Here is a 15,855-nt window from a genome sequence, read left to right as displayed (position 1 = left end):
CTAAATTTTAGAGTCTTTTAGTGTTTAGATTAAGTATTTGAAGTACCTAAAAAGTTAGGAGTCTGTCAATAATTAATCATAATTAGGTTTTTTGGCGACAAGTACTGCTCGACGAGGTGCCGGATGACCTTCCACTGTTTTGCTTGGGTCGTTGGCATCAAGATAGTCTGGCAGGGAATTGTGTGTCATCCAGTCAGTTGTGCGCTGCTCATCGACAGAAGTGACGTTTTCGTCAACGATGCGAACATCTTCAAATCCGACTTGCTCTAGCCACACTTTGAGGGCTTTTGAAGAAGGGAAGAAGTAGACATTACGCATTTGAGCATAGCGGTCAACTGGTACAAGCACGGAAGTTTCATCACCTTCAATGACTAACGTTTCCAAAATCAACTCACCACCCGCTACAAGCTGATCTTTAAGTTGAATCAAGTGGTCGAGTGGAGAGCGGCGGTGGTATAGCACGCCCATGCTGAACACAGTATCAAATGCTTCAAGTTTCGGTAGCTGCTCGATACCCAGTGGCAGCAAATGCGCCCGTTGGTTATCGCCCATTAGCTTGCGTACTGCTTCAAACTGAATCAGGAACAAATGTGATGGGTCTATACCGACACACAAGCGCGCACCTTCACCCAGCATTCGCCACATGTGGTAACCGTTGCCACAGCCAACATCAAGGACACTACGGTTCTTAAGTGGTGAGATGTGTGGTAGCACGCGATCCCATTTCCAATCGCTGCGCCACTCTGTATCAATGTGAATACCGTGCAGATGATATGGGCCTTTACGCCAAGGGTGGAACGTACGAAGCAGGTTTTCTAGCTTTTTCAGCTCACCAGTATGGAATGGAGTATCGTTCGCGATAGTGACAGAGTGCTTCAGATCAACCTGATCAGGTGAACCTTCAGGGATTTTGTTGAGCGCTTTTAGCCAGCGCCCAAAATCACCATGCTCTGCGTTTTGCCAATCGGTTAGCTGCTGAGGTAAAACATTAAGCCATGACTGGAGTCGGGTATCCGTGGCAATTAACTGATAAAAATTGGCAAAGTTAAACATAGTTTTTCACTGATAATAAATTAAACAATTTAGCCCAACATACTGAGCGAACGACTCATTTTTCGCTACTTTATCGCGAACATTGAACCAAAGTTGAAACACTGGAACCAGACATCGAAGCTACTAAAACCGATTTCGGCAAAGCGTTCTTTGTGTTCTCTCTTAGAGTCAGGGCGCATGACGTTTTCAATCGCACTGCGCTTTTGACTGATTTCTAATTCGCTGTACCCGTTGGCGCGTTTAAAGTCATGATGAAGGTCGATGAGCAGTTCATTAGACACTTGGTCTTCGAACACATACTTTTCTGACAAGATCAAAATGCCACCCGGACGCAGACCCGCATAGATTTTCTCCAGCAAAGTATACCTATCCTGAGGTGAAAGAAACTGCAGCGTGAAATTGAGTACCACGACAGAAGCGTTTTGGATTTCAATATTGCGAATGTCTGCTTCTACCACATCCACAGGCGTATCGCTGCGATAAGCATTGACGTGCAGTTTACAACGCTCAACCATAGCGGACGAGTTATCGACTGCAATGATTTGGCAACCTTCCTGCTGAATATGACGACGCATGGATAACGTCGCGGCACCGAGTGAGCAGCCAAGATCGTAAATGTTTGAATGCGGTTTAACGAACCTTTCGGCCAACATGCCAATGGCAGAGATGATATTACTGTACCCAGGAACAGATCGCTGAATCATATCAGGAAAGACTTCTGCAACACGTTCATCAAACGTGAAGTCTCCTATTTTATCGATAGGAGCGGAAAACATCGTATCTGGATTGCTCTTAGGGTTCATAATCGATTCTCTGACAAGTTTCGCAGTGGCATCAAAAAAGGCGCGTATTTTATGAGAAAATCGCGCCCGTGTCATGTGTTGAGACAATTCTACTCAGAACATCTGTAACTGCGAATTGCCATCATTTGCCGGGAATGCTGATAAGTCAGGCAATTGAGTATTGTTTTGCAGCATTTTGTACAAATTACTCGCAAGTTCTGGCGCAATAATATTGTCGGCGGTATGAATCATTACATAAGGTTGCTTACCTTCGGCTATCCACTGTGGTAGCTTTTTCAGCCAAGGGGTGAAAAAAGCGTAGTTTTCAGACTCCGTTGGATGACCGATAAAGCGAATCATTGGGTGTGAGGCTGTGGCGATAGCGTGCACTGGGACTTTAGGTTTCTTTTGTTGTGCATCAATGATGGCTTCATTGTCCGGTTTTGCTGCAAACACAGGCCGGCTATCCATGATGATCCGGTCGTAGCCTTTCTCGTGCAGCCACTGGTTCAATTGACGCTCTTCTTCACCTTTAGCGAAAAAAGCGGGGTGTCGAACTTCAACGCCAATAGGGAAGTTTGGTGGGAATAAATCGCAGAATCTTTGCAGGTCGCTGAGATGTTCTGGGCCAAAAGCCGCTGGCAACTGAATGGTCCACTGACCAATACGGTCATGCAAAGGTGCCATAATTTGCATGAACTCGTTGAGTGGCCCTTGACTGCCTCGTAGCATTTGTTGGTGAGTAATCGCTTTTGGCAGCTTAAAAGTGAATTTGAAATCATCATGCGTCGCAGCTCGCCAGTTCTGCACGGTTGAAACACTTGGTGTGGCGTAGAATGTCGTATTCCCTTCGACAGTATGGAAAACCTGAGCGTACTTTTCTAGCCTTTCGGCGGGCTTGGTGCCACTGCCGTAGAAGCTTTGTTGCCAGTTGTTGTGAGACCACATGGTCAAGCCAAGTCTTAGGGGTAATCCATCCATATTGAGCCATCTCTACCTTTAACGCTCAACCACTTTACGAGAGTTTTGAAGAGAACGGTACTTTCAAGCTATAATCAGCGCCAATTTTTTCTGATTGATGTGGTTTTGCTCTTTTATTGCGCTAAAAAGCATCAAAACCGGATAAATAGCAATAAATTGTATTCTGAGTAGTCGATTTTGAATGACTTTCAGCGTATAAATGGATCTTTGCGCTATCAGCTAGGAAAACGCTGATATCGAGTAATTAACAAATTTAAAGAGATTGGGAAATTCATTATGCGTACCCATTACTGTGGTCACCTGAACAAGTCCCTTGCAGGACAAACTGTAGAACTTTGCGGCTGGGTTAATCGTCGTCGTGATTTAGGCGGTCTTATTTTTATCGATATGCGAGATCGTGAAGGCGTCGTTCAGGTAGTTGTTGATCCAGATATGGCAGATGCGTATGAAGTAGCTAACACACTTCGTAATGAATTCTGTATCAAGCTAACTGGTGAAGTTCGTGTTCGCCCAGATAGCCAAGTAAACAAAGATATGGCAACGGGTGAAGTTGAGATCATCGCGAAAGGTCTTGAAATCATCAACCGTGCGGACGTTCTGCCACTAGACTTCAACCAGAAGAACTCGGAAGAGCAGCGTCTAAAGTACCGTTATCTAGATCTTCGTCGCCCTGAAATGAGCGACCGCATTAAGCTACGTGCTAAAGCTTCTAGCTTTGTTCGTCGTTTCCTAGATGACAATGGTTTCTTAGACATTGAAACTCCAGTACTAACTAAAGCGACCCCTGAAGGCGCACGTGACTACTTAGTACCAAGCCGCGTTCACAAAGGTTCGTTCTACGCGCTACCTCAGTCTCCACAGCTATTCAAACAGCTGCTAATGATGTCTGGTTTTGACCGTTACTACCAAATCGTTAAGTGTTTCCGTGATGAAGACTTACGTGCTGACCGTCAACCAGAATTCACTCAGATCGATATCGAAACGTCTTTCATGACGGCTGATGAAGTTCGTGCAACCACTGAAAAAATGGTTCGCGATATGTGGCAAGAGCTACTAAACGTAGACCTAGGACAATTCCCGGTGATGCCTTTCTCTGAAGCGATTCGTCGTTTCGGTAGCGATAAACCAGATCTACGTAACCCACTAGAGCTAGTCGACGTTGCTGACCTAGTGAAAGACGTTGAGTTCAAAGTCTTCTCCGGCCCTGCAAACGATGAGAAAGGTCGAGTTGCAGTAATTCGCGTACCGGGTGGTGCTTCTCTGACTCGTAAGCAGATTGATGGTTACGGTGAGTTCGTTGGCATCTACGGTGCGAAAGGTCTTGCATGGATGAAGGTTAACGACCGTGCAGCAGGCATGGAAGGTATCCAGTCTCCAGTAGCTAAGTTCCTAAATGAAGATGTGATCAACGGCATTCTGGATCGCACTCAAGCTGAGTCAGGCGACATCATTCTATTCGGCGCAGATAAAGCGAACACAGTTGCAGAAGCAATGGGTGCGCTACGTCTGAAACTGGGTAAAGATCTAGAGCTAACAGACGAAAACGCATGGGCACCGCTATGGGTTGTTGACTTCCCAATGTTCGAAGAAGACGACGAAGGCAACCTGCACGCAATGCACCACCCATTCACTTCTCCATTAGGTGTGAATGCTGAAGAATTGAAAGCAAACCCAGCAGCAGCGAACTCAAATGCTTACGATATGGTTATCAACGGCTACGAAGTTGGTGGTGGCTCTGTTCGTATTCACAACGCAGAAATGCAGGCAGCGGTGTTTGATATTCTAGGTATCGATGCAGAAGAACAGCAGCTTAAGTTTGGCTTCCTACTTGACGCTTTGAAATTTGGTACGCCTCCACATGCAGGTCTTGCATTCGGCCTAGACCGTCTGGTTATGCTGCTATGTGGTACGGAGAACATCCGTGACGTTATCGCGTTCCCTAAAACAACAGCGGCGGCGTGTCTACTTACCGATGCACCAAGTGTTGCAAACTCAGCAGCACTTGAAGAGCTTGCGATTGCAGTAACGGCTGCAAAAGAGAAAGACGCAGAATAAGCTTTTCGCTGATAGTGAATATAAACGGCGCTTCAATTGAAGCGCCGTTTTTGTATGTGCGGAGTAATCGTGTCTGTAATTAGATCAGGATTTCTTTCCATTCACCTGGCTGTAATTCACCTAGCTTAATATCGCCCATTGAATATCGAATTAGACGTAGAGTTGGAAAGCCAATATTGGCCGTCATGCGGCGAACCTGACGGTTTCTTCCTTCGATAATGGTGATTGCCAGCCAAGTAGTCGGAATGTTAGCTCTAAAGCGAACGGGAGGGGTGCGTTCCCATACACTGGGCTCTGCCATCACTTCAACTTTTGCGGGTAGAGTCATGCCATCTTTAAGCTCAACCCCTTCCCTTAATTTATCGAGATCAGACTCTGACGGTGCGCCGTCAACTTGCACCCAATACGTTTTCGGTGACTTAGATTTTGGTTGAGTCAGCTTTGCCTGCAGTATGCCATCATTAGTCAGTACCATTAGGCCTTCGCTATCTCTGTCCAAGCGTCCAGCGGCATAGACATCTTTTACTGGGATAAAGTCAGCGAGTGTTTTTCGGCCTTCACCATCAGTAAATTGGCTCAAAGTATCAAATGGTTTATTAAACACGATCACCTTGCGATCTTCAGGAGCTACTTTAGGCTTAGTACTCGCCGGTTTTTTACGGTTCTTTGACGAATGGTGCTTGGTTTTATTGGTCGAAGTCGGGTGTTTAAAACCGGGTTTACGCGAACGAGAGGAAGGCGTGGAGGACTCACGGCGTGAGCGTGGTGACATGTTAACTACCTTGCAAAAATGTAAACGAAGTGTGGGCGAAAATTTTCAAAACCATCCATTTTAGGCTATGATGTGCGCGCCCGAAAACAGGATTGGTGCACAAGATAATAGACTATTCTTCCGATTTTGTTTAATTATAAAAGTACAGTTCTCACGGATCTTACGCTTAAGCAAACGTAAGGAAAAAACAAAAGAGACAATAAATCGCAAACAAGTGAGGGGATGACAATTCAACTTGTTGGCGGACACACAACCCAAAGCCGTTCATCCGACGGACTTTGTAAGAACAATAGGGAAATTTCATGCCTACAGAAAAACCTACAATTATTTACACCATCACTGATGAAGCTCCTGCACTAGCAACGTATTCACTGCTACCAATCATTCAGTCTTTCACGGCTTCATCTGGTATTGATGTTGATACTCGTGATATCTCTCTAGCTGGGCGTATTATTGCAAACTTCCCAGAGCATTTGACTGAAGAACAACGCATTGGTGACGCACTGGCTGAGCTAGGTGAGCTAGCAAAAACACCTGAAGCTAACATCATCAAACTTCCAAACATTTCTGCTTCTATCCCACAGCTTAAAGCTGCAATCAAAGAACTTCAGGACAAGGGCTATAATCTGCCTAACTACCCTGAAGAGCCAAGCACATATGAAGAAGAAGCTATTAAAGCGACTTACGACAAAATCAAAGGTAGCGCAGTAAACCCTGTACTACGTGAAGGTAATTCAGACCGTCGTGCGCCACTGTCGGTTAAGAACTACGCGAAGAAAAACCCTCATTCAATGGGTGCATGGTCAAAAGATTCTAAGTCCCATGTATCAAGCATGTCTGGTAACGATTTCTTTGGTAGCGAAAAGTCTCACACTGTAGAAGGTGCGACCGAGGTTAAGATCGAATTCACTGCGGCTGACGGTACAGTTAAAGAGCTTAAAGCACCATTCGCTCTTCAAGACCAAGAGATCATTGATTGTTCAGTAATGAACAAAAAAGCATTAGTAGAGTTCTTTGAAAAAGAAATTGCTGATGCGAAACAGCAAGATGTTCTTCTATCGCTTCACATGAAAGCGACCATGATGAAAGTGTCTGACCCAGTGATCTTCGGTCACGCGGTTAAAGTTTACTATAAAGATGTGTTCGCTAAGTACGGTGACGTATTTGATCAGCTAGGCGTAGATGTGAACAACGGCATTGGCGATGTTTACGCTAAGATTGCCTCTCTACCAGCTGCTCAAAAAGAAGAAATCGAAGCTGCGCTGCAAGCTGTTTACGAAACTCAACCACCGCTAGCTATGGTTGATTCAGATCGTGGTATCACTAACCTTCACGTGCCAAGTGACATCATCGTTGATGCTTCTATGCCTGCAATGCTGCGTTCTTCTGGCCAAATGTGGGGCCCAGATGGTAAGCAGAAAGACACCAAAGCGATGATTCCTGATCGTAGCTACGCAAGCATCTATCAAGCGGTTATCGATTTCTGTAAAGAAAACGGTGCGTTTGACCCAACGACAATGGGTAGTGTGCCAAACGTAGGCCTAATGGCTCAGAAAGCGGAAGAGTACGGTTCTCACGATAAAACGTTCATTCTTGACCAAGCGGGCACAATCCGTGTTGTTGACGCTGCTGGTGCAGTGCTACTAGAGCAAGCGGTTGAGGAAGGCGATATCTTCCGTATGTGCCAGGTGAAAGACGCTCCGATTCAAGACTGGGTGAAACTGGCGGTAACACGTGCTCGCGCAACAGGTGTACCAGCGGTGTTCTGGTTAGATGAGAATCGTGCACACGACGCTCAGCTGATCAAGAAGGTGAATGCTTACCTACCTAACCACGATACAGCAGGTCTAGAAATCAAGATCCTAGCACCACTGGATGCATGTAAGTTCTCGCTAGAGCGCATCAAAGAAGGTCAGGATACTATTTCTGTAACAGGTAACGTACTGCGTGATTACCTAACGGACTTGTTCCCGATTCTAGAGCTTGGTACGTCAGCTAAAATGCTTTCAATTGTGCCACTAATGAATGGCGGTGGTCTGTTTGAAACTGGAGCGGGTGGTTCGGCACCTAAGCACGTTCAACAGGTTGAGAAAGAAAACCACCTACGTTGGGATTCTCTTGGTGAATTCCTTGCACTAGCGGCGTCTCTAGAGCACCTAAGTACAGTGACTGGCAATGCTAAAGCTCAGGTACTGGCTGATGCACTAGACAAAGCAACCGGTGAATTCTTGGATAACAACAAGTCACCTTCGCGTAAAGTCGGCGAGTTGGACAACCGTGGTAGCCATTACTACCTAGCAACCTACTGGGCGCAAGCGCTAGCAGCTCAAACTACTGATGCAGACCTTGCTGCAGAGTTTGCTCCTGTTGCTGAAGCACTATCTTCAAAAGAAGACGCGATCGTTGCTGAGCTTAACGGCGCGCAGGGCGTGGCAGGTGAACTAGGTGGTTACTACGCACCTGAGTTTGACAAAGCTGCACCGCTGATGCGTCCAAGCGCAACATTAAACGCGATCATCAATGACTAATTAGTCATTTTGAAATTGAAAAACCCGCCAAGTGGCGGGTTTTTTTATTTCTCTATTACGACACTTTAGGTGTCGAACGTTGTTTGGCAGCGTATTATTTAATGGCTTGAGCTTCTACTGGTACCACAGAACTTGCGTGATACCCTTTAGGACCTTCTTCCACTTCAAATGTGACTTGTTGGCCTGCTTTCAGAGTACGATACCCATCCATTTTGATTGTGGAGTAGTGCGCGAAGACATCACCGTCTTCACCCTCCGGACAGATAAAACCAAATCCTTTGGCGTTGTTAAACCATTTTACTGTACCTGTAGCCATGCTATACATCCCTCATGCATATTGTTACTGAAGTTGTGTGATTACACGATGATTCCGTGTGTAAACAAAAAGTGAATATCCATTCAGCCGCTGCCAAATTTTGAGTCACTATTTGACCAATGTAGCCAATGATTGAGTTCAGTCAATAGGAAAAACGTATCACACTCAACATATTTGCAAACAAATCACTTTTAAGATTTACATTTTTGCAACGAATTTCAGCGTAATCCGGTCTGTTGTATTTATGTCCTGAATGGTTTTTGGTGTCTTTTTAATCAATTAGATAGAGAATGCTGTTTGATAGAAATCTTTTATTTGCAGCGATACAATTGCTGCATTAGTCTCTAAGTAAGGGCACAAATTTGCTTGGCTCAATTTGTTCTTACTTATAAGAGCTAAATCGATAACTTCCGCACAGTGAAGTGGTAAAATTATCTTAAGCAACTTTCTAAACACGATTAGTCATGAGCAAGCAATTTGAATGGGTCACTCCAGACTCTGATTTACTGGAGCTAGAAAAAACAAAAGTAAAGCCGCCGTCCATGTATAACGTTGTTTTGAATAACGATGATTACACACCAATGGACTTTGTGATTGAAATCCTAGAGCGTTTTTTCTCTATGGATATAGACAAGGCAACACAAGTGATGCTCAAAGTGCATTACGAAGGCAAAGCGATATGTGGCACGTTCACTGCCGAAGTCGCGGAAACCAAAGTAGCGCAAGTCACTATGTATTCTCAAGAAAACGAGCATCCTTTGCTTTGTACAATGGAGCAAGCGTAAAGCTGAATCAAGCAACCCAAGTTGCTGCCAAAGGAGGTACTTATGCTGAATAAAGAGTTAGAGTCGAGTCTAAACGGCGCATTCTCCCGCGCTAGAGACAAACGACATGAGTTCATGACTGTCGAGCACCTCCTGCTAGCATTGTTGGAAAACGATGCTGCAAGGGAAGCCCTTCTTGCCTGTCAGGCAGATATCGATGCATTAAGAAGCGAGTTAGATATCTTCATTGATCAGACAACTCCTCTTATCCCTGAAAATGATGAAACTCGCGAAACCCAACCTACATTAAGTTTTCAACGTGTCCTGCAGCGCGCGGTGTTCCACGTGCAGTCTTCAGGACGCAGTGAAGTAACAGGCGCCAATGTTTTGGTCGCTATCTTTAGTGAACAAGAGTCTCATGCGGCTTATCTTCTGAAGAAGAATGATATTAGCCGTCTGGATATCGTTAACTTTATTTCACATGGTATTACCAAAGCATCAAGCTCAGGTGATGACTCTTCTTCATCTGACTCTTTCAGTAGCAGTGACAGTACTGAAGAAGCAGGTTCGGAAGAGCGCCTAGAGAGTTTTGCTTCCAACTTGAACCAGCTTGCTAAGCAAGGCCAGATTGATCCACTGATCGGTCGCGACAAAGAGCTAGAAAGAACTATTCAAGTATTGTGTCGCCGCCGCAAAAACAATCCACTTCTAGTGGGTGAAGCGGGCGTTGGTAAGACAGCCATTGCTGAAGGTTTGGCGTGGAGAATTGTTGAAGGACAAGTTCCTGAAATTATTAAGAATAGTGTAATTTATTCTCTGGATATCGGTTCGCTACTGGCTGGCACCAAGTATCGTGGTGATTTTGAAAAACGTTTCAAAGCCATTCTTAAGCAACTAGAGAAAGAAGATGACGCGATTCTTTTCATTGATGAGATCCATACCATTATTGGTGCTGGTGCAGCATCTGGTGGTCAAGTTGACGCGGCTAACCTGATTAAGCCTCTGCTAAGTAGTGGTAAATTACGTTGTATTGGCTCAACCACCTATCAGGAATACAGCAATATCTTTGAAAAAGAACGTGCTCTGTCTCGCCGTTTCCAGAAGATTGATATTGTTGAACCATCGCTTGATGACACAACGAAAATCCTGATGGGCCTCAAGCCTAAGTATGAAGCTCACCATGAAGTGCGTTACACCAATAAAGCACTGCGTGCTGCGGTAGAACTTTCGGCGAAATACATCAACGAGCGCCACTTGCCAGATAAAGCGATTGACGTAATTGATGAGGCTGGTGCTCGCCATCGCCTAGCGCCTGCGAGCCGTCGTAAGAAAACCGTTGGTGTGGCCGATATTGAGGCGATGGTAGCGAAAATGGCTCGTATTCCTGAAAAGTCTGTGTCTTCTTCCGATAAAGAGATTCTTCAGAATTTGGATGAGAAGATGAAAATGCTGGTATTTGGTCAGGATGATGCCATTGACGTTCTGAGCGAAGCCATCAAGCTGACACGTGCTGGTCTTGGTGCCGATAACAAACCTGTGGGGTCATTCTTGTTTGCTGGCCCTACTGGGGTGGGTAAAACGGAAGTCACGGTTCAGCTGTCTAAATTGATGGGCATTGAGCTACTTCGTTTCGATATGTCTGAATACGGTGAACGTCACTCTGTGAGCCGTTTGATTGGTGCGCCACCGGGGTATGTTGGTTACGATCAAGGCGGCTTGTTAACCGATGCGGTAATCAAACACCCACACTCTGTTGTACTTCTGGATGAAATTGAGAAAGCTCACCCAGATATCTTTAACCTGCTTCTTCAGGTTATGGATAATGGTACCTTGACGGATAATAACGGTCGTAAAGCGGACTTCCGTAACGTCATTCTTGTAATGACAACCAACGCAGGCGTTCAGGAAACGGTGAAGAAATCCATCGGCCTGATCCAGCAGGATCACAGCCACGATGCGATATCAGAGATCAAGAAGGTGTTCACGCCTGAGTTCCGTAACCGTCTGGACAACATCATCTGGTTTAACAGCCTTGATGAACATGTTATCCATCAGGTGGTTGATAAGTTTATTGTCGAACTTCAGGCGCAACTGGATGCGCGTGGTGTATCACTGGAAGTATCGGATGATGCTCGCCATTGGTTAGCAATAAAAGGTTACGACAAGGCGATGGGTGCGCGTCCAATGGGACGTGTTATTCAAGAACAGCTTAAGAAACCTCTTGCCAATGAGCTGCTGTTCGGTACGTTGGTTGACGGCGGCACCGTGAAAGTCAATCTTAAGAAAGATGAGCTTAAGTTTAAGTACTTAAGTGAAAAAGAGGCGGCTGTACACTAAGTCGTGTGTTGAATGAAAAAGCCAGAGCGTGTGAAGCTCTGGCTTTTTTGTGTCAATTGAAAACGGATCTTAATGCGAGATAGGACGTCTCAATGTGTAGCGGTATTTCCTGTTCTATCTGGAACCCTTTTTTGGGGTATTCTTTTATTCGCTCAAAGTCACCCAACATAGCTTCAACGGTAACATCAAGAGATATCTCTTCGCTAAAGTAATCAATAAAAGCGGTTTTAGGGGATGTCACGCAGACATGGTTGACTTCAGTTGGCCATTGTTTCATGAAAGTAGCGTAAGCTCGCCTCTCCATATAGGGCTTTTGGACCAATATGAATGAGCGAAAATCGTAGCAAAGTTCGGTGAGAAGTTTGGCCGTTAACTGTATATTTTCACCGGTATTGGTCGCTTGATCTTCGAGGATGATATCAATTGAGGGTACCCCGAGATCTCTAGCTATAGCAGCAAAAGTATGTGCCTCGGTTTGATCAAAAATACCGTCTGTTAGTCGTCCAACGCCCCCAGAAAATACAATCTTATTTGCCCAACCATCGTGATAAAGTTTTGCTGCATGCTCTGCAACCCTAACGTCGTTGCTACCAAGTACAAATAGGCAGTCAGCTTTATGTAATGGCTGAGCGAGTTGCATGTAATCCCACAGGTTTTCTATGTGTTGGAAAAGCTTGGTGCTCATATCGGATTCCCAGTGCTATACAAGTTCTAAAGTGTGCTGGTAATGAAAGCGATAGCCCAATTTTTGCAAGCGATCCGCTAGAATTCGTTTGTCTGCTTGTTGTACAACAGGTGGTAGGCGGACATCAGAGCCGACACTGTTGAGCGCTGCTTGATAAAACTCTGCCTTGCTAACTGTGTTGGGTGTCGTCGCATTGATTACAACGTTCTTGCAGTTGAGTGCAACGAAGCTTGTTGCACCTATTGCATCGGTCAGATGTAGCATATTGGCTGGTGCAAGTTCACTGACTTGTTTCAATTTATCGACAAAGCGAGAAGGGTGACGATCAGGTCCAACGAGTCCACTACAGCGCACAACTCCGTAATCAAGCCCTGAATCAATTACATACTGCTCTGCTTGTAGCATCGTAGCTGCTTTTTCCGAGAATAAGTTGCTGTTGTGCGCTTTATTGAGAGAGGCAGCATCTTCATCTAAGGCGTCAGCTAGGTTGGGGTATACGGTGGTCGAGCTGACCATGATGACTTTCTTAACCTGAGCAACCAGGCAAGCCTGGCAGAGCATATTCCAGTGTTGAGCGTACTGTTGTCCTATCCCTTTTCTAAAACCGGGAGGGAAACAGCCAATCACAATGTCCGCTTTAGTGTTACTAATGGCTTGAGCGACAATATCCGGATTAGTCTGTAAGTCGATTTTTAGCCCTGCGAGATGCTGAGCTTCCAGCTCTTTTACACCATCATCAGTGGTGCGGCTCACATACACTTTGTGCCCTATGGTTTCTAGGTAATGGGCGAGAGGCTTACCTAGCCATCCGCCACCAATGATCAATATGTTTTTCACACTAAGTCCTTGTCCAAAGTGATTTTCCATTTAACTATCTTAAAGACGCTGAGAATAATCAACAGTTAGTTTGATGGTTTCATAGCCTTTGCTTCGCTTCACCAACAAACCCAATCTCTTATTATTGAGTCTATTATTAAGTATTGGGTGCGTTTTGCCACTCGACTTTTTAGGTAAGTACATGAAGTGGTGTTTGTTATGGGCCACCTTGTTTTGCTCAAGTGTAGCGGCCGAACAAAAAGTTTATATGACATCTCTAGAGTGGCCACCTTATTCAGGCGCAGACTTGCCTGAAAATGGTTACTCTGTTGCCGTTGCTCGCGAGGCTTTTGCAGCAATGGGATATGAGCTGGTGGTAGACTTTCAACCTTGGGTGAGAGCTGTGGCATTAGCTACTAAATCTGACAGATACATGGGCTATTTCCCCGAATATTTTTTTGAAACCTCTGATTTTATTTTCTCTGACTCTATAGGCAGTGGCCCATTGGGCTTTGTCGAAAATACCCGCTTTCCGATTGAGTGGGAAAGTCTCTCTGATCTCAGATTCCTTCGCATTGGTGTTGTACAAGGTTATGTCAATACCAAAGAGTTTGACCAAATGGTGGCAGAAGGTCACCTGCAAGTTGAGGCATCAGCTAATGACACCAGAAACATTCATAAAGTGGCCAAAGGAAGACTGGATGCGGCCGTGATTGACCCAAATGTCCTAGAATATCTTATCAGTGTTGATGTGCGAGAGGGGCTGTTGAGGAAACGTTTGAGAATGAATGCTAGATTGCTTGAGAATAAGCAGCTTTATATGGCGTTTAAAAATCAGCCGGAAGGTAAAGCGATAAGAGAAATATTTAATCAAGGATTGGAAAAAATAGATATAGACTCAATCGTCAGTCGGTTAAAGCAACCGACTGACAACAAGAACGCCTTAAGCAGTGTTCCTACGATAGACAAATCTAACTAGATAAAACGCGTAAAATTTTGTCTGCATGTTCGGCAACTTCGATGCCCTCGTCAGTGAGGTAACCGCCGTCAGGGAGAGTACATAGGCCTTTATCAAATAGTCGTTGAACCGCCGATTGCATATCTTCTGATGCATCATGATGAACTTTAATGCCAGTAGCGGCGCTGCTAATGTCGAATTGAAGTAACAGGTTTAATTCGGCGATCTTATCAGCGGTATATTTCATAATGAATTCCTTAGAGAAAGTATTAAAACAACCATAATCCTCGTATTGGTATTCATCAATTATGGGCAAAGAGAAATGTTATCTACCCCTTAATTTGCATAAAAATAGACGTTGATTCGATTAGTTATTGACCAACTGTTTAACTGTGTTTAAGGTGTTTTTCTTAATGCTTAAATTTCATAACGGTGAAGGTTGATATGAAGAAATTGACTAAATGCCTTTGATGAAAATATTACTGACTTCAAATGAATTCTAATCAATTGATTTAATGTAATATTACTCATTTTAAAGGTTCTTATTTTACCTTCTTTTATTATTCTAAACCTGACAAACACTCGAAGTTTTTATTGTTTTAAAGCCACTTCGTTGCGCGCAGGGAATTAAGGCTTGAAATTGAGCACAATAAGAGTAATTATCCGCGCCCACAAATCCACATTAATTTAAATGTTTTACCATGATGAACTTAAACCAGTTTGATTCTCTATTGCCGCCACAGATGGCGGAACGTGCCGCTGAAATCGGTGTAGGTAAAGTGACGAAAGACCCGATGAAGTCGTTTCTTCTGGCCATTTCGGCTGGTATTCATATCGGTATTGCGTTTGTCTTCTACACAATAGTCACGACTGGGGCCGGGGACTTACCTTGGGGCCTTACTCGCTTGTTAGGTGGATTAGCATTCAGTTTAGGTTTGATACTCGTTGTCGTTACCGGTGGCGAGTTGTTTACCAGTTCAGTTCTCACCTTGGTTGCCCGTGCGAGTGGTAAGATTACGTGGAAAATGCTGATGAAAAACTGGGCTGTTGTGTACAGTGGAAACCTCATCGGTGCGTTATTGCTAGTGGTGTGTATGTTGCTAACCAAGCAGTATATGTTCGATGGCGGCCAAGTTGGCCTCAACGCTATGGCTATCTCTCAGCATAAACTGCATCACAGTTTTGTTTCTGCGGTCGCGCTGGGCATTATGTGTAATGTTTTAGTCTGCATCGCGGTTTGGATGACATTTAGTGGGCGTACACTGACAGATAAAATTGCTGTGATGATTTTACCTGTGGCGATGTTCGTCTCTGCTGGTTTTGAGCATTGCATCGCAAATATGTTTCAGGTGCCGATGGCTATTGGTATCAAGTTTTTTGCACCTGCTGAGTTTTGGCAGATGACGGGAGCGAATATTGCTGATTACGCGGATTTGAATTTGCTCAACTTTATCACCAACAACCTTATACCTGTGACTCTCGGTAACATCATTGGTGGTGGTGTCTTTGTTGGGATGTGGTATTGGATGATTTATCTGAGAGACTAACCCGAATTGAATGAATAAAGGCTCGTTGAAGAACGAGCCTTTTTTGATCTTGCGGATCTCAATGAAGTTGCCCCCACGGCTCTTCAATGATGTCATCCATTTCCAATATTTCTTCTGGTAGAGAGACTAACCAGTCACGACTATCTTCGTTTTCCAGTTGGACTACGTCGTTAGGGCGATAGAAAGCGTCAAGTTGCATGTTTTTAACCTCACAAGATCAATTGTCTAAAGCATAATCTCGGGATTTGACGGTTTTATGAC

The 15,855-nt window shown here is 44.6% G+C and carries 15 protein-coding genes; 6 read left to right on the top strand and 9 right to left on the bottom strand.

Annotation, left to right across the window (positions count from 1 at the left end):
- Positions 1 to 72: 72 nt before the first annotated feature.
- The 3 genes from cmoB to QMA41_RS16215 form a co-directional block, all read right to left on the bottom strand.
- Positions 73 to 1,053, bottom strand: a complete 981-nt coding sequence (gene cmoB / locus QMA41_RS16225) for a tRNA 5-methoxyuridine(34)/uridine 5-oxyacetic acid(34) synthase CmoB (RefSeq protein WP_021454969.1) — start codon at positions 1,051 to 1,053, stop codon at positions 73 to 75.
- A gap of 65 nt (positions 1,054 to 1,118) precedes the next feature.
- Positions 1,119 to 1,856 carry a carboxy-S-adenosyl-L-methionine synthase CmoA gene (cmoA, locus tag QMA41_RS16220; RefSeq protein ID WP_021454970.1) on the bottom strand — a complete coding sequence of 246 codons (738 nt, stop codon included), beginning with the start codon at positions 1,854 to 1,856 and terminating at the stop codon, positions 1,119 to 1,121.
- Between the two features lie 93 nt (positions 1,857 to 1,949).
- Positions 1,950 to 2,816, bottom strand: a complete 867-nt coding sequence (locus tag QMA41_RS16215; protein WP_065741452.1) for a DUF72 domain-containing protein — start codon at positions 2,814 to 2,816, stop codon at positions 1,950 to 1,952.
- 276 nt (positions 2,817 to 3,092) lie between these two features.
- On the opposite strand from QMA41_RS16215, the gene aspS reads away from it, so the two are divergent.
- Positions 3,093 to 4,871 (top strand): aspartate--tRNA ligase, encoded by a 1,779-nt coding sequence (aspS, locus tag QMA41_RS16210; RefSeq protein WP_281630166.1) that lies wholly within the window; start codon positions 3,093 to 3,095, stop codon positions 4,869 to 4,871.
- A gap of 79 nt (positions 4,872 to 4,950) precedes the next feature.
- On the opposite strand, the gene QMA41_RS16205 is transcribed toward aspS, so the two are convergent.
- Entirely contained in the window at positions 4,951 to 5,643 is a 693-nt protein-coding gene (locus QMA41_RS16205; protein WP_281630165.1) for a pseudouridine synthase, read from the bottom strand.
- 302 nt (positions 5,644 to 5,945) lie between these two features.
- On the opposite strand from QMA41_RS16205, the gene QMA41_RS16200 reads away from it, so the two are divergent.
- On the top strand, positions 5,946 to 8,171 hold the full coding sequence (locus QMA41_RS16200) for an NADP-dependent isocitrate dehydrogenase (RefSeq protein WP_281630164.1): 2,226 nt from the start codon (positions 5,946 to 5,948) through the stop codon (positions 8,169 to 8,171).
- Positions 8,172 to 8,265: 94 nt separating this feature from the next.
- On the opposite strand, the gene cspD is transcribed toward QMA41_RS16200, so the two are convergent.
- Complete coding sequence (gene cspD, locus QMA41_RS16195) at positions 8,266 to 8,487, bottom strand: cold shock domain-containing protein CspD (protein WP_006962882.1); 222 nt, start codon at positions 8,485 to 8,487, stop codon at positions 8,266 to 8,268.
- Between the two features lie 464 nt (positions 8,488 to 8,951).
- Between cspD and clpS the strand changes: the two genes are divergently transcribed.
- A complete protein-coding gene (gene clpS / locus QMA41_RS16190; RefSeq protein ID WP_006962880.1) occupies positions 8,952 to 9,272 on the top strand; it encodes an ATP-dependent Clp protease adapter ClpS in 321 nt (106 codons plus the stop codon).
- Between the two features lie 42 nt (positions 9,273 to 9,314).
- Positions 9,315 to 11,588, top strand: coding sequence for an ATP-dependent Clp protease ATP-binding subunit ClpA (gene clpA / locus QMA41_RS16185; protein ID WP_171340633.1), 2,274 nt, complete (start codon positions 9,315 to 9,317; stop codon positions 11,586 to 11,588).
- A gap of 52 nt (positions 11,589 to 11,640) precedes the next feature.
- Here clpA and QMA41_RS16180 read toward each other — a convergent pair whose 3' ends face one another.
- A complete protein-coding gene (locus QMA41_RS16180; protein WP_281630163.1) occupies positions 11,641 to 12,273 on the bottom strand; it encodes a YdcF family protein in 633 nt (210 codons plus the stop codon).
- 15 nt (positions 12,274 to 12,288) lie between these two features.
- Entirely contained in the window at positions 12,289 to 13,110 is an 822-nt protein-coding gene (locus QMA41_RS16175; protein WP_281630162.1) for an NAD-dependent epimerase/dehydratase family protein, read from the bottom strand.
- A 247-nt stretch (positions 13,111 to 13,357) separates the two neighbouring features.
- Between QMA41_RS16175 and QMA41_RS16170 the strand changes: the two genes are divergently transcribed.
- Positions 13,358 to 14,068, top strand: coding sequence for a transporter substrate-binding domain-containing protein (locus QMA41_RS16170; RefSeq protein ID WP_242704121.1), 711 nt, complete (start codon positions 13,358 to 13,360; stop codon positions 14,066 to 14,068).
- Here QMA41_RS16170 and QMA41_RS16165 read toward each other — a convergent pair.
- Positions 14,061 to 14,294: a TIGR02647 family protein gene (locus tag QMA41_RS16165; RefSeq protein WP_019275767.1), complete on the bottom strand. Its 234-nt coding sequence runs from the start codon at positions 14,292 to 14,294 to the stop codon at positions 14,061 to 14,063. The genes QMA41_RS16170 and QMA41_RS16165 overlap by 8 nt on opposite strands.
- A 457-nt stretch (positions 14,295 to 14,751) precedes the next feature.
- On the opposite strand from QMA41_RS16165, the gene focA reads away from it, so the two are divergent.
- Positions 14,752 to 15,594 carry a formate transporter FocA gene (gene focA / locus QMA41_RS16160; protein ID WP_029236100.1) on the top strand — a complete coding sequence of 281 codons (843 nt, stop codon included), beginning with the start codon at positions 14,752 to 14,754 and terminating at the stop codon, positions 15,592 to 15,594.
- 58 nt (positions 15,595 to 15,652) lie between these two features.
- On the opposite strand, the gene QMA41_RS16155 is transcribed toward focA, so the two are convergent.
- The gene (locus tag QMA41_RS16155) at positions 15,653 to 15,793 is read right to left on the bottom strand and encodes a hypothetical protein (protein WP_019275766.1); all 141 of its coding nucleotides are present in this window, start codon (positions 15,791 to 15,793) and stop codon (positions 15,653 to 15,655) included.
- Between the last annotated feature and the right edge of the window lie 62 nt (positions 15,794 to 15,855).

The organism is Vibrio sp. St2, assembly GCF_947311885.1.
Taxonomy (GTDB): domain Bacteria; phylum Pseudomonadota; class Gammaproteobacteria; order Enterobacterales; family Vibrionaceae; genus Vibrio; species Vibrio coralliilyticus.
The sequence above is the reverse complement of the archived record's forward strand: the minus strand, read 5'-3'. Positions and strand labels throughout refer to the sequence as shown.

Excerpts from the sequence above, each read along its gene's own strand:
- cmoB (WP_021454969.1), bottom strand. The coding sequence starts at position 1,053 with ATGTTTAACTTTGCCAATTTTTATCAGTTAATTGCCACGGATACCCGA.
- cmoA (WP_021454970.1), bottom strand. The coding sequence starts at position 1,856 with ATGAACCCTAAGAGCAATCCAGATACGATGTTTTCCGCTCCTATCGAT.
- QMA41_RS16215 (WP_065741452.1), bottom strand. The coding sequence starts at position 2,816 with ATGGATGGATTACCCCTAAGACTTGGCTTGACCATGTGGTCTCACAAC.
- aspS (WP_281630166.1), top strand. The coding sequence starts at position 3,093 with ATGCGTACCCATTACTGTGGTCACCTGAACAAGTCCCTTGCAGGACAA.
- QMA41_RS16205 (WP_281630165.1), bottom strand. The coding sequence starts at position 5,643 with ATGTCACCACGCTCACGCCGTGAGTCCTCCACGCCTTCCTCTCGTTCG.
- QMA41_RS16200 (WP_281630164.1), top strand. The coding sequence starts at position 5,946 with ATGCCTACAGAAAAACCTACAATTATTTACACCATCACTGATGAAGCT.
- cspD (WP_006962882.1), bottom strand. The coding sequence starts at position 8,487 with ATGGCTACAGGTACAGTAAAATGGTTTAACAACGCCAAAGGATTTGGT.
- clpS (WP_006962880.1), top strand. The coding sequence starts at position 8,952 with ATGAGCAAGCAATTTGAATGGGTCACTCCAGACTCTGATTTACTGGAG.
- clpA (WP_171340633.1), top strand. The coding sequence starts at position 9,315 with ATGCTGAATAAAGAGTTAGAGTCGAGTCTAAACGGCGCATTCTCCCGC.
- QMA41_RS16180 (WP_281630163.1), bottom strand. The coding sequence starts at position 12,273 with ATGAGCACCAAGCTTTTCCAACACATAGAAAACCTGTGGGATTACATG.
- QMA41_RS16170 (WP_242704121.1), top strand. The coding sequence starts at position 13,358 with ATGACATCTCTAGAGTGGCCACCTTATTCAGGCGCAGACTTGCCTGAA.
- QMA41_RS16165 (WP_019275767.1), bottom strand. The coding sequence starts at position 14,294 with ATGAAATATACCGCTGATAAGATCGCCGAATTAAACCTGTTACTTCAA.
- focA (WP_029236100.1), top strand. The coding sequence starts at position 14,752 with ATGAACTTAAACCAGTTTGATTCTCTATTGCCGCCACAGATGGCGGAA.
- QMA41_RS16155 (WP_019275766.1), bottom strand. The coding sequence starts at position 15,793 with ATGCAACTTGACGCTTTCTATCGCCCTAACGACGTAGTCCAACTGGAA.